Origin of the sequence: Bifidobacterium sp. UTCIF-39, from assembly GCF_006408715.1 — a bacterium.
Lineage (GTDB): Bacteria > Actinomycetota > Actinomycetes > Actinomycetales > Bifidobacteriaceae > Galliscardovia > Galliscardovia tissieri.
Genome location: NZ_JEOG01000006.1, coordinates 133,760 through 146,740, shown reverse-complemented (window position 1 = coordinate 146,740; position 12,981 = coordinate 133,760). Strand labels below are relative to the sequence as shown.

At 62.0% G+C, this 12,981-nt stretch carries 9 protein-coding genes and 1 riboswitch; of the genes, 7 read left to right on the top strand and 2 right to left on the bottom strand.

Annotation, left to right across the window (positions count from 1 at the left end; translation table 11 throughout):
• Nucleotides 1–27: 27 nt before the first annotated feature.
• Nucleotides 28–285 (top strand): helix-turn-helix domain-containing protein, encoded by a 258-nt coding sequence (locus EP30_RS04220; protein WP_211279421.1) that lies wholly within the window; start codon nucleotides 28–30, stop codon nucleotides 283–285.
• Here EP30_RS04220 and EP30_RS04215 read toward each other — a convergent pair.
• Nucleotides 282–926 carry a TetR/AcrR family transcriptional regulator gene (locus tag EP30_RS04215; protein ID WP_094662817.1) on the bottom strand — a complete coding sequence of 215 codons (645 nt, stop codon included), beginning with the start codon at nucleotides 924–926 and terminating at the stop codon, nucleotides 282–284. The genes EP30_RS04220 and EP30_RS04215 overlap by 4 nt on opposite strands.
• A 235-nt stretch (nucleotides 927–1,161) precedes the next feature.
• Between EP30_RS04215 and EP30_RS04210 the strand changes: the two genes are divergently transcribed.
• From EP30_RS04210 to thiC, 3 genes are all read left to right on the top strand, one after another.
• Nucleotides 1,162–3,261, top strand: a complete 2,100-nt coding sequence (locus tag EP30_RS04210) for an RND family transporter (protein WP_181160783.1) — start codon at nucleotides 1,162–1,164, stop codon at nucleotides 3,259–3,261.
• Nucleotides 3,262–3,354: 93 nt separating this feature from the next.
• Nucleotides 3,355–5,571 (top strand): hypothetical protein, encoded by a 2,217-nt coding sequence (locus EP30_RS04205; RefSeq protein ID WP_140556415.1) that lies wholly within the window; start codon nucleotides 3,355–3,357, stop codon nucleotides 5,569–5,571.
• A 99-nt stretch (nucleotides 5,572–5,670) separates the two neighbouring features.
• Nucleotides 5,671–5,777, top strand: a riboswitch (TPP riboswitch).
• Nucleotides 5,773–8,505, top strand: a complete 2,733-nt coding sequence (thiC, locus tag EP30_RS04200) for a phosphomethylpyrimidine synthase ThiC (RefSeq protein WP_258185358.1) — start codon at nucleotides 5,773–5,775, stop codon at nucleotides 8,503–8,505. It overlaps the preceding riboswitch by 5 nt.
• Before the next feature lie 118 nt (nucleotides 8,506–8,623).
• Here thiC and EP30_RS04195 read toward each other — a convergent pair whose 3' ends face one another.
• Entirely contained in the window at nucleotides 8,624–9,832 is a 1,209-nt protein-coding gene (locus tag EP30_RS04195; protein ID WP_140556471.1) for a 26S protease regulatory subunit, read from the bottom strand.
• Between the two features lie 186 nt (nucleotides 9,833–10,018).
• On the opposite strand from EP30_RS04195, the gene glmM reads away from it, so the two are divergent.
• The 3 genes from glmM to rpsL all read left to right on the top strand — a co-directional run bounded on the left by glmM (nucleotide 10,019) and on the right by rpsL (nucleotide 12,980).
• On the top strand, nucleotides 10,019–11,389 hold the full coding sequence (gene glmM / locus EP30_RS04190; protein ID WP_140556413.1) for a phosphoglucosamine mutase: 1,371 nt from the start codon (nucleotides 10,019–10,021) through the stop codon (nucleotides 11,387–11,389).
• Nucleotides 11,390–11,589: 200 nt separating this feature from the next.
• Nucleotides 11,590–12,246: a peptide deformylase gene (locus EP30_RS04185; RefSeq protein ID WP_140556411.1), complete on the top strand. Its 657-nt coding sequence runs from the start codon at nucleotides 11,590–11,592 to the stop codon at nucleotides 12,244–12,246.
• Nucleotides 12,247–12,608: 362 nt separating this feature from the next.
• On the top strand, nucleotides 12,609–12,980 hold the full coding sequence (gene rpsL / locus EP30_RS04180; RefSeq protein WP_093960336.1) for a 30S ribosomal protein S12: 372 nt from the start codon (nucleotides 12,609–12,611) through the stop codon (nucleotides 12,978–12,980).
• The last annotated feature ends 1 nt before the right edge of the window (nucleotide 12,981 follow it).

Here is a 12,981-nt window from a genome sequence, read left to right as displayed (position 1 = left end):
CAACGCACGGCGTACATGGTGTGTGTAGTGGAGCGACTGTATGCGGCGATGGATTCCGGTGGTATCGTGTCCGGATCCAAGGCCGCCGTATTAGGCGTCTACGACCGTCGTGCATGGTTGATCGTCGGCGATGACGATGCCGCCAAGGCGCTGGGAGTGCATCGACACACCGTGGAGAACCGTCTCGACAGAATCGAGCGGTTGCTCGGACTGGATCTGGGGCGGGAATCCTCGCGTGTGCGGCTGTGGATCGCGTGCTCGTTTCTTCGGTCCGACGGTCGCTAGACGGTCCGGGCGACGACTTTGGCGCCGTCGGCTTCGATCAGGCTCATGCTGCGCTCGAACGCCTCGGGGCCGATGCGCTGCACGTAGTTGTCGGCCAGGGCCGCCATGGTTTCCACGCTTTCCTTGCGGCCGTTGGTGAACCATCGCTGAAGAAGGCTCACCAGCCCGCCCACGATGAAGTCGAATTGGTAGACGAACAGCATCATTTCCTGATGATCGTCGCGATTGACCGTTCGACGGTTCGAGAAATGCTCCCCGCACTTAACAGGCAGCACCGTTTCGGCGAGCGCATTCTGCAGGGTGATGATGATGTCGCCGTATAGCGTCGTGTCCCCGTTGTACGTCAGCAGCGTGAACATCTGCTCGTTGTCGTCGAAGTATTCGAAGATCTCCCGGGTAATACCGGCTGTGTCGCCATGCTGGATCTCCTCGGCGTGCCGCACGATGAGTTCGCGGAGCATGATGCAGCATTCGGTTTTCAGTTCGTCGAACAGTTCGTACACGTCCTTGTAGTGCGCGTAGAACGTGGCTCGGTTGATGTCGGCGATTCTTGTCAGTTCCGTCACTGTGATGTCGTTCAGTGGCTTGGTCTCCAACAGGCTGATGAGGGCCCGCAGCAGTTGCGTACGGGTTCGACGCATTCGACGGTCCATGATGGTTCTCGCTTTCGGTTCGGGACATCGATATTCGAGATAAACAACACTTGTTGATTATCTTGTCGTCTAGGCGACGTTCGTTGCCTTCGGTGGCGGTTGTTTCCCGATGTCGTCGTTGTCATAATGCCAATTGTAAAACAACAACTGTTGGTTAATGTTCATATGTTGCATATATATCGGTTGTTGTGTGATGACTGCCGTGCGAGGGATCACCTGTCGTATGGCACTGTGGAAACGGAAGACGAAAACCATGCTGAACGTCTGCAAGGGGCTGCTGCATCACCGCCGATGGGTGGTGGGGTTCTTCGCCCTGCTTACTCTCGTGTGCGGAGTGATATATCCGTACGTTGGCGTGAACTATTCGATGACGGACTATCTGCCGAAGGATTCCCCGTCCGTCGTCGCGCTCGACGACATGAAATCCGCATTCGGCGGTGGCACTCCCAATGCCCGTCTGTATGCCGAAGGCATCGACGCCGCGCAGGCGGAGACGATCTCCAAGGAACTCGCCGACGTCGATGGCGTGACCGAGGTCATGTGGCTCGGCAGCGTCGTCGATATCAGGCAGCCGGCCTCCGTGCAGGATGCCAAGACGGTATCGACATGGAAGACCGACGACGGATATCTGTACCAGCTCACCGTCGAATCGGACAAGGGTCCGACGGCGTTGCGGGATACCCGTGCCGTTGCCGAACGGGATGGCGCGACCCGCGTGTCGATGTCCGGCGACGCCGTCAGCACCGCCGACGCCCAGCAGTCCACGGCGCAGCAGGTAGTCTATATCATGCTTGCGGCCGTGGCCGTCGTGGTGCTGATTCTGCTGCTCACGTCAAACTCGTGGTTCGAACCGGTGATCTTCCTCATCGTCATCGGCGTGGCTGTCGTCATCAACATGGGTACGAACATCGTGCTGGGGGAGATCTCGTTCATCAGCCAGATCTGTGGTGCCATTCTGCAGCTGGCTGTATCCATGGATTACGCGATCGTGCTGTTGCACACGTTCCGCAGGGAGCAGCAACGGTACGTCGACCCCGAAGAAGCCATGGCACACGCGATGATGCGCGGCTTCTCCGTTGTGCTCTCCAGTGCTGCCGTCACGTTCTTCGGATTCCTGTCGCTCACCGTCATGCGCTTCGGCATCGGCGTGAACATGGGCGTCGTGCTCGCCAAGGGCATCGTGTTCAGTTTCCTGTCCGTCATGTTCCTCATGCCATGCCTGATTCTCATGATGCTGAAGCCGCTGAACGCGTTGCGCCACCGCTACCTGCTGCCGTCGTTCCGCCGATTCGCCGAAGTCTGCCAGAGGATCATGCTGCCGGCGGCACTGGTCATCATCGTCTGCGCGGTTCCTTCCTATCTGGCGCAGGATCGCAACGATTTCGTCTACGGCGCGTCCGGCATGACCGCACCCGGCAGCGTGCAGGAACGGGAGAGCAAGCGTATCGACGACGCATTCGGCAAATCGGAGACATGGGTCGTCATGGTTCCCGAAGGCCGGTGGGCCGACGAGCAGAAGACCGTCGATGCCATCGAACGGCTGGATCACGTCACCGGCGTGACCTCATACATCACCGAGGCCGGGCGCGCGCTCCCTACCGCAATCGTGCCCGAATCCACGGCGGATCAGGTGCTGTCGCATGGCTGGTCGCGCATCGTGATCACATTGGACGTCGAATCGGAAAGCGACACCGCCTACGACATGGTCGAGACGATGCGACGGACGGTTGGCGCATATTATGGCGACGATTACCGTCTGGTCGGCAACACGGTCAGCATCTACGATCTGCGCGATACCGTGCGCCAGGACACGCCGATCGTGCGGATATTCTCCATCGGCTCCATCGCCCTGGTGCTGATGATCATGTTCCGCAGCATCTCGATTCCCATCGTGATCCTCCTGGCCATCGAAGTGGCCATCTGGATGAACCTGTCCGTGCCGTATCTGACGGGCGGCAGCCTCAACTACATCGGCTACCTCGTCATCGACGCCGTGCAATTGGGCGCCGCCGTGGACTATGCGATCATCTACGCACGCGAATACTTCGACCGACGACGAACCATGAACGCGAAGGATGCCGCACGATCGGCGATCCACCATTCCGCCGTGACGATCCTGACCTCCGCCACGATCCTCATCTGTGCCGGAATATCGGTGAACCTCATCGCCACCAACGGCGTGATCTCCGAACTCGGCACGCTCATCGGTCGCGGTGCGTTCCTCTCCATGCTCATGATGTTCGTGTTCCTGCCATGGCTGCTGCGCGTCACCGACCCACTGATCCAGCGCACCACCATGTTTCGCATCCCCTCGCGGAAATAATCGCGCGGACCTGATCACGAATCATCCATACAACCCATTCAAACTCACCTATCTGTAGTCCAGTTGTCAAAGACCCAACTAAGGAGTTTTCCCATGATGCACATGTCATCCGGCGGTTCGCTGCGATCCATCGTCGCCGCATCATCCGCCATCGCCGTGCTGACCGCATCCATCTTCGGCATCGGCGTCGCCTCGGCCGGGGAACCGTCCGCGACGGCGGCATCCGCCACGCGCACCGTAGCCGACGCCTCCGCGATCGGAGAGCCGTCATCCGGCAAGAAAAACGAGGTCGTCTATGTCAAAACCGCGGCCGACGGTGCCGCACAGGGCATCTACGTCGTCAACGTGTTCGATGCGAACGCCGCAACCGACATCGACGATCCATCCGACTACACGAACGTCACCAACCTGACGACGGACCAGAAACTCCGACAGCAGGACGGTCACGTATCACTGACCACCACCGCCGACCAGCCGTTCTACTACCAGGGGGACATGGCTGCAGACACCCCCCTGCCATGGACCATCGCGATCACCTATACGCTCGACGGCACGACCATCGACCCCGATGACCTTGCGGGCAGGAACGGCGACCTCGACATCACGCTCGCCATCAACGCCAACGACGATGACACCGTCAAGGACTTCTCCGAAAGCTACGTGCTGCAGGCGCAGGGTACGTTCCCGCAAAACGCCTATGACATCACCGACTCCGACGCCACGTTGGCGACATCCGGCAGCAACACCGTGGTCTCGGCCATGGTGCTGCCCGGGGAATCCCAGACATTCCACATCCACGGCACCGCCAAGGACTTCCAATACTCCGGATGGCAGATCGCCGGCATGAACCTCGACCTCGCCATCGACCTGAGCTCGCAGGACACCTCGAAACTCACCGAACAGACCAGCAAGCTTGAAGACGCCACCACCCAGCTCGCCGACGGTTCATCGCAGCTCGCCGATGGGAACGCGACCTTGGCATCCGGCGCGAACACGCTCGATCAGGGCCTCGCCGCGCTGCACAATGGCGCGAGCAGTGTGAACACCGGAGCCTCGCAATTGGCGGACGGAACCGGCTCGCTCGCCGCCGGTGCACAGGGTGTCCAACAGGGTGCCACGTCACTCGCCCAAGGCACACAGACGCTGGCCTCCGGTTCGCAACAGCTCGCCAACGGCGTCAACGCACTCACCACCGGTGTCGGCGCTGTCTCCGCGGCAGTGCCACAGCTGACCTCAGGCGCGAACACGCTCGCCCACCAGCTTGGCGAATCCAGCAACGACCCCTCACAGCCGACGCTGAAGGACGGCTGGCAGAACCTCCACAGCGGCATCGGTGCACTCAGCACTGGAAGCAGCCAGTACCAGACAACACTGAAACAAAGCCAGCAGACCGCAGAAACCGCCGCGCAGCAGGCGGCGCAGCAGGCCGCTGCCGCCCAGCAGCAAATGCAGACCGCACTGCAGGCCTACGTCGTCGATCCGCAGAACGCCGACAAGCAGGCGGCGCTTAATCAGGCCATCGAAGCGTTCGCCAAAGCCAACCAAACGGCCGGCGCCTACACCGGTAGCGCCCAGGCGCTCAAGCAGGCATCCGACGGATACGCCCAGCTCGGCGATGGCATCGACTCGCTCAACACCGGTGCCGCAACACTGAACAACCAATTCGACGCCACGCAATCCTCCACCGTCGCCGGCGGTGCCGCACAGCTCGCCAACGGCATGAATCAGGTCGCACAGGGACTGAACGCCATGCCATCCGACTCGCTGGACGCACTGAACACCGCAGCCAAGCAGGTCGCGGACGGATCCGCCGCAGTCAATGCGGGCGCATCCGAACTCGCCTCAGGCTCCGGAACCCTTGCAACGGGAGCGTCCACGCTCCATTCCGGCGCGTCAACACTCGCACAGGGGACAAGCGAACTGGCCGACGGAACGCAAAACGCCAAGTCAGGTGCCAGTCAACTGGCCGAAGGAGCGCAGACGGCGGCCTCCGGCACCCGAACCCTCGCCGAAGGGAATGCGGCGCTCGCCGAATCCGTCAACGGCATCGACCGCAAGGTGCTCGACGAACTGCAGAAGACCATTGACGACAAACTCGGTACCGGTTTCACGCCGCATTCGTTCGTCGCGCCCGACAATACCAACGTGGATCGCGTGCAGTTCACCTACGTGGTGTCCGGCGTTGACAAGCCCGAAACGGACGACAATGCGAACGGCTCCGCCGCTGCTAAGGATGCCGTCAGTACCGCCGATGACAAGGCGTCCCAGGAAGGCATCATCGCCCGGGTCAAGGCATTGTTCGGTCTGTGATCCACGGTCGCCGTCATGTAATGACGGCGGGTGCTACCACAAACCATTACGACACGCCAGATCAATATGGGGAATCGCGGTATGCAGTGCTAGCGTGAATCATGTCCACACGGGTGCCCAAATGCGAGGGCTGAGATCGGAAAGCGTCCGAGACCGTAGAACCTGGTCGGGTAATGCCGCCGTAGGAAGTTAGGAAAGTTCATGCAGAATCCTGCACAATCACAACGGTTCCCCTACGTTTCGATGCGTGACGGTTTCGATCTGTCGGCATCGCTCGTCGTCGGACCGCAGGACATTGCCAATGGCGTCATCACCGATGTGGTGGACGACGCGCTGCGTGGCGGAGTGACGTTCATCCGCGTTTCCGCACGCCACGTCACCGCCCGTGATCTCGCCGGTCTGGCCCAGGATGTGGCCCAGATCATCGAGGACAACGACAAGTCGGACTCCGTCGCCCTGGTGCTCGACGGTCGTGCCGACGTCGTCTGGCAGTGCCGCAACAAGGGCATCAAGGTCGACGGTGTCCATCTGGGACCGAACGATGTGGAACCGCGCGAGGCACGTGAACTGCTCGGCGATGACGCCATCATCGGCCTGTCCGCCGAGATCGAGGGTCTGGTGCCGATCCTCAACGAGATCCCGGAGGGATGCATCGACTACATCGCGGCCACCCCGTTCCACATGGCCACCCCCGAGCTCGAGGCCGCATCGGCCGCCGACGAGCACGGTACCCTGCTCACCGTGGATCGTGTGAACACCATGGCCACGGCCTGCGTGTACCCGGTGGCGGTCGTCGGGGGAGTGACCGTCGACGACATCGCCACGCTGGCCGGGACCAAGGCCGCCGGATGGTTCGTCACCAAGGCGATCACCGAGGCGTCGGATCCGCAGGCCGCGGCCCAGGCCATGGTGGATGCATGGAAGTCGGTGCGTGGCGACGCCCGTCACGGTTACGCCAAGCGTGCCGAGAAGCCTGCCGCCGAACCCTCGGCCGAACCCGCCGCCGAGAAAAAGTTCACCAACGCCAAGGATGCCAAGGCCGCCGCCAAGCTTGCCAAGCAGCAGCGCGTCGACATCGCCGCCCGTGACTCCAAGCAGCGTGACAAGGCGCACATCCGCAAGACCAAGACCGTGCATTTCGAAAACCAGCACGGCACCTACGATCTGGAAGTGCCGTACACCGAGATCAAGCTGTCCGACACCCCCGGAGTCGGACCGAACCCGCCGTTCATCGACTACAGCACCGAAGGCCCCAAGTGCGATCCGAAGGAGGGTCTGCAGCCTCTTCGCCTCGCATGGATCAAGGACCGTGGCGATGTCGAGGAGTACGAGGGGCGTCGTCGCAACCTCGCCGATGACGGCAAGCGCGCCATGAAGCGCGGCAAGGCCACCAAGGAATGGCGAGGCCGTCGTCACAACCCGATGAAGGCCAAAGACCATCCGGTGACCCAGATGTGGTACGCCCGCCATGGCATCATCACCCCCGAAATGAAGTTCGTCGCCGAGCGCGAGAACTGCGATGTGGAGCTCGTGCGTTCGGAGCTGGCATCCGGTCACGCCGTCATGCCGTGCAACATCAACCACCCCGAGGCTGAGCCGATGATCATCGGCGAGAAGTTCCTCACCAAGCTCAACGCCAACATGGGCAACTCCGCGGTTACCAGCTCCATCGATGAGGAGGTGGAGAAGCTCACGTGGGCCACCAAGTGGGGTGCCGACACCGTGATGGACCTGTCCACCGGCAACGACATTCACACCACGCGCGAATGGATCCTGCGCAACTCCCCGGTTCCGATCGGCACCGTGCCGATGTATCAGGCCCTCGAGAAGGTGGAGGACGACGCCTCCAAGCTCAGTTGGGAGCTGTTCCGCGACACTGTGATCGAGCAGTGCGAGCAGGGCGTGGACTACATGACCATCCACGCGGGCGTGCTGCTGCGCTTCGTGCCGCTTACCGCCAACCGCGTGACCGGCATCGTCTCTCGTGGCGGTTCGATCATGGCCGAGTGGTGCCTGCAGCACCATCAGGAAAGCTTCCTGTACACGCACTTCGACGAACTGTGCGACATCTTCGCCAAGTACGACGTGGCGTTCTCATTGGGTGACGGTCTGCGTCCGGGTTCGCTGGCCGATGCCAACGATGCCGCCCAGCTGGCCGAGCTCATGACTCTGGGTGAGCTCACCCAGCGCGCCTGGGCCAAGGACGTGCAGGTGATGATCGAGGGCCCGGGCCACATTCCGTTCGACACCGTGCGCATGAACATCGAACTGGAGAAGGCGGTATGCTCCGGCGCTCCGTTCTACACGCTCGGACCGCTTACCACCGATACGGCACCCGGCTACGATCACATCACCTCCGCCATCGGCGGTGTGGAGATCGCCCGCTACGGCACGGCCATGCTGTGCTACGTCACGCCGAAGGAACACCTCGGTCTGCCGAACAAGGACGATGTGAAGCAGGGTGTGATCGCCTACAAGATCGCCTGCCACGCGGCCGACATCGCCAAGCATCATCCGCACGCCCAGGACCGCGATCTCGCGATCTCCAAGGCGCGTTTCGAATTCCGTTGGCTCGACCAGTTTAACCTTGCCTACGATCCGGACACCGCCATCGCCTTCCATGACGAGACGCTGCCCGCCGAGCCGGCCAAGATGGCGCACTTCTGCTCCATGTGCGGACCGAAGTTCTGCTCCATGGCCATCAGCCAGAACATCCGCAAGAAGTTCGGCAACGCGGCGCAGCAGGAGCAGCTGGTGCAGGACACCATCTCCGGCAAGGTGCCGGCCGTCGATGTGGCCGCTCAGGCGGTCGCCGACAGCGGCGTGCGGTCCGGTGCCGCCATGAGCGCCGAGGACATCGCCGCGGGCATGGACCAGATGAGCGAGAAGTTCCGCGCCCAGGGCGGCAAGCTCTACGCCAAGGCCAGTGAGTGATTCGATGAGCTGGTGATTCGGCGATCTGATGATTCGCACGATCCGGTTGATGATGATCTGACGTGGTCATCGTTATCGACCGGATCGTGCATATTCGTGCGCACGGATTCGTGTGCGTTCAGCCTCGATGCCGGCGCAGCTCCGGACGGCGTTCAACCCGTTCGAACGCGGTCATGAGATCATCCGACCGGATCGCACTGCGATTATCCTTGGCCGCGACCAGCGCCGCCTCGGTCCATATGGCGCACACCTCGGCACCGCTCCAGCCCTCGGTGCGGGCGGCGATATCGGCCAGTGGCAGTTCCCCTTCGGTTCGGAGCGCGCGCTCCTGCACGCGCAGAATCCCCAGCCGGTCATGCTCACTTGGCATCGGGAACGGAATTTGCCAATCGAACCGTCCCGGACGCAGCAGCGCCGGGTCGACGTCCTCGATGCGGTTGGTCGCCGCGACCACCACCACATTGCCCTTGGATGCGAATCCGTCCATCAACGTCAGCAGTTGCGCCACCAGACGCTTGCCCACGCCGTTCGTGTCGGCGTCGCGGGACCCGGCGATGGAGTCGATCTCATCGAAGAAGATAATGGCCCGCCGATCGCTTTGCGCGGCGGCGAAGATCATGCGCAGCGTCTCCTCGCTGTCTCCCACGTATTTGCTGACGATGGTCGGTCCGGAGACGAGGTAAAACTGCGCGTCGGCCACATTGGCGATGATTCTCGCCAGATGGGTCTTGCCGGTTCCCGGTGCCCCGGTGAAGATCACGCCCTTGATCGGTTTCGCGCCGATCGCACGCATCTGCGCGCTGTTGCCCAACTGGGTTTCGATCAGCTCCTTGGCGCGGACGATGACCTGCTCGTATCCGCCGAACGATGCGAAAGTCAGTGACGGATCATCACTTGGGGTGATCCGGTACTGCTTGATGTCGTCGTCATGGTCGCTTTCGCCGGGTCTGATCGCCGTGGGCCACAGCACCCGTTCGATGCCGAACAGATCGGTGAACTCCACGGTGTTGCCCGGCATGATGGACTGCGGATAATCGCCCTCTAGGATCTCCAGCCCATCGGAGGTCTCCAGTATGACGCAGTCGTCAAGCGCACGTCGGACCACGCCGACGCGGGATTTCAGCGGCCAGGCCGATTCCGGCGCCTTCACGTAGAAATCTGTGCCCACCAGCATCACGTCGCCGATGTCGAGCACCTCCTGATGAGGAAAGGTCAGTTGCGTGGCGTGGCCGTTCGGCATCACGCCGTAGTAGTGCACGCGCCCCTCGTCGTATCCCGTGATCCTCACCAGCACGCCGTCCTGCCGCATTGCGCCGTCGCCCATCATGCTCCCCTCGATCGGATATCGAATACCACACATCATACGGTTCATGCGATCCGTCGTCGTTGCGAGGTTTGCAAGGCAAATGCGATGAAAACGGGCAGTATTCATGAGGCATGGCGTAGCGCAGGCATGTCCATGAGTACCATGGTGCTCGGTAATGCTTCTTTTTCAGATAGAGGGTATGGCAATATGCCGAAGATGTTCGGAACCGATGGTGTTCGTGGATTGGCGAACCGTGATCTGACCGCTCAGTTGGCGCTTGATCTTGGCGATGCAGCCGTGCGAGTGCTGGGCGATGACCAAAGCGAAGGACGCCGACGTGCGTTGGTGGGCCGCGATACGCGTGTCTCTGGCGATTTCCTCGCCGCCGCGCTGTCGGCAGGCATGAGCGCCGGCGGATTCGATGTCATCGACGCGGGCATCATCCCCACGCCTGGCGTGGCCTATCTCACGTCCGTGCTGAACGTTGAGATGGGTGCCGTGATCTCCGCGTCGCACAATCCCATGCCCGACAACGGCATCAAGTTCTTCGCCCGCGGCGGCTTCAAGCTGCCCGACGCCAAGGAGGACGAGATCGAGGCGGTGCTCGGCAAGGACTGGGATCGCCCCACCGGTGCCGGCGTGGGCCGCATCTCGCACGATACGGAAACCGCCACCAAGCTGTACATCGACCATCTGGTCTCCTCCATCGCGCCGCTGAACGACGACAAGACGCAGACCAAGCCGCTGAAGGGTCTGAAGATCGTGGCCGACTGCGCCAACGGCGCCACCTCCGTCGTGGCCCCGACGGCTCTGCGTCGCGCGGGTGCCGACGTGATCGTCATCAATGCGTCCCCGGACGGCTACAACATCAACAAGCACGCCGGCAGCACGCATCCCGAGCAGCTGCAGGCCATGGTCAAGGCGTCCGACGCGGTGATGGGTGTGGCGTTCGACGGTGACGCCGACCGTTGCCTCGCCGTGGACGAGGATGGCAACATGGTCAACGGCGATCAGATCATGGGCATTCTGGCCCGTGCCAAGAAGCGTGAGGGCAAGCTCAACCACGACACGCTCGTCGTGACCGTGATGAGCAACCTCGGCCTCAAGCTGGCGCTCAAGGACATGGGCATCAAGACCGTGCAGACCAGCGTGGGTGATCGCTATGTGCTCGAGGAAATGCTCAAGGGCAACTATTCGCTGGGCGGCGAGCAGTCCGGCCACGTGATCAACCGTGAGTTCGCGACCACGGGCGACGGCACGCTTACCGCGCTGACGCTGTGCAACGAGGTCGTCAAGTCCGGCAAGAGCCTCAAGGAACTGGCCGCCGACTTCCCGCAGCTGCCGCAGCAGCTTGTCAACGTGCCGAACGTCGACAAGCTGGCCGCCAACACGAACGCCAAGGTGCAGGCCGCCGTGGAGCGCGAATCGAAGCTGCTCGGCGACACCGGCCGCGTGCTGCTGCGCCCGTCCGGCACCGAGCCGCTGGTCCGTGTGATGGCCGAGGCCGCCACTCAGGAGCAGGCCGACGAGGTGTGCGCGCGTCTGGCCCAGGTCGTGGCCGACGAACTCGCCCTGTAACACCTTCATCGGGTCCGATTCCGCGCGTGTCGCGCGTATGCTCGCGCCTCTCGCCGTCGGTTGCGACGGTGCGGGGCGCGAGCCGTTCAACGGCCTGTGCACTTACCGCCTCGCTGATTCGAATCATCGACTCAGCGAGGCAGGGTACTGACTCAGCAAGGTACTGACCCAGCAAGGTACTGACTCAAAGGAGAATCGTTATGTTTGGAAAGAACACCAAGATCGACATGGGCCTCAATCGCGATGTGGAACTCATGCTCAAGGACGCCAAGGCCAACGATGGTCTGCTGCCCATCGTGCAGGCGGGAGAGCCCGTGCTGCGTCAGCAGACCGCGCGCTATACCGGTCAGCTGACGAAGAACACGCTGAAGAAGCTCATCGAGACCATGCGTCACACCATGATCGAGGCTCCCGGCGTCGGCCTCGCCGCCACACAGATCGGGCTGGGGCTCGCCCTCGCCGTGGTGGAGGACCATGTGCGCGACGACGAGGACGATCCCCGCGAGGTGGCTGAATTCCCATTCCATGCGATCATCAACCCCGTGTACACGCCGGTGGGGGAGAAGACGGCCAGCTTCTATGAGGGCTGCCTGAGCTTTGACGGATATCAGGCGGTGCGACGTCGTTGGCTCGACATCACCGCCGAGTGGGACGACGAGAACGGCCAGCACCACAAGGAGCAGCTGCACGGCTGGCCGGCACGCATTTTCCAGCATGAGACCGATCATCTCAGTGGCGAACTGTACATCGACAAGGCCGAGATCCGCAGCCTGACCACCTACGACAACCTTGAGGACTACTGGTGCGAGGATCCGGTGCCCACCGACGCCGCCCGCGAGCTCGGCTTCGAGTTGTGATTCGATGCGTGTTGTCGACGACGTGACCGGGGCATGACCGGCATCGTCATCGGCAACACGCATCTTTTTCCCGACGTTCCCGACGATGCGATGACCCGGATACTCGGCGTGTCGCAAAGTCGTGCCTTGTGATATAGTCAATATTTGTGTGTGCCATTAACGCGGCATATGTTAGGGCTGCGTTCGAGTGGGACATCCCGGATTCCACGGAAACGAACCGGTAACGGCGAGTTGAGGATGAAGGGCCATCGGGCCGGTGGACTGTGGCTGATACGACTTTCCGATTCATGGAACGTGTCTTCATGCCGCGGCGTGGCGGCTCCACAGAAGAACAGTAATCCATGTGAATCGGAGAACTTAAGTTGCCTACGATTGAACAGCTCGTCCGTAAGGGACGTCAGCCGAAGCCCAAGAAGTCGAAGACCTTGGCGCTGAAGGGCAGCCCGCTGCGTCGCGGCGTGTGCACCCGTGTCTACACCACCACCCCGAAGAAGCCGAACTCGGCACTGCGTAAGGTCGCCCGTGTGCGCCTTTCCTCCGGCATCGAAGTCACCGCCTACATTCCGGGCGAGGGCCACAACCTGCAGGAGCACTCCATCGTGCTCGTGCGCGGCGGCCGTGTGAAGGATCTGCCGGGTGTGCGTTACCACATCGTGCGTGGCGCGCTCGATACCCAGGGTGTCAAGGACCGCAAGCAGGGTCGTTCCCTGTACGGAGCAAAGAAGGCGAAGTAAG

Coding starts and splice junctions, on each gene's coding strand:
- EP30_RS04215 (WP_094662817.1), bottom strand. CDS start 926: ATGCGTCGAACCCGTACGCAACTGCTGCGGGCCCTCATCAGCCTGTTG.
- EP30_RS04210 (WP_181160783.1), top strand. CDS start 1,162: ATGGCACTGTGGAAACGGAAGACGAAAACCATGCTGAACGTCTGCAAG.
- EP30_RS04205 (WP_140556415.1), top strand. CDS start 3,355: ATGATGCACATGTCATCCGGCGGTTCGCTGCGATCCATCGTCGCCGCA.
- thiC (WP_258185358.1), top strand. CDS start 5,773: ATGCAGAATCCTGCACAATCACAACGGTTCCCCTACGTTTCGATGCGT.
- EP30_RS04195 (WP_140556471.1), bottom strand. CDS start 9,832: ATGATGGGCGACGGCGCAATGCGGCAGGACGGCGTGCTGGTGAGGATC.
- glmM (WP_140556413.1), top strand. CDS start 10,019: ATGCCGAAGATGTTCGGAACCGATGGTGTTCGTGGATTGGCGAACCGT.
- EP30_RS04185 (WP_140556411.1), top strand. CDS start 11,590: ATGTTTGGAAAGAACACCAAGATCGACATGGGCCTCAATCGCGATGTG.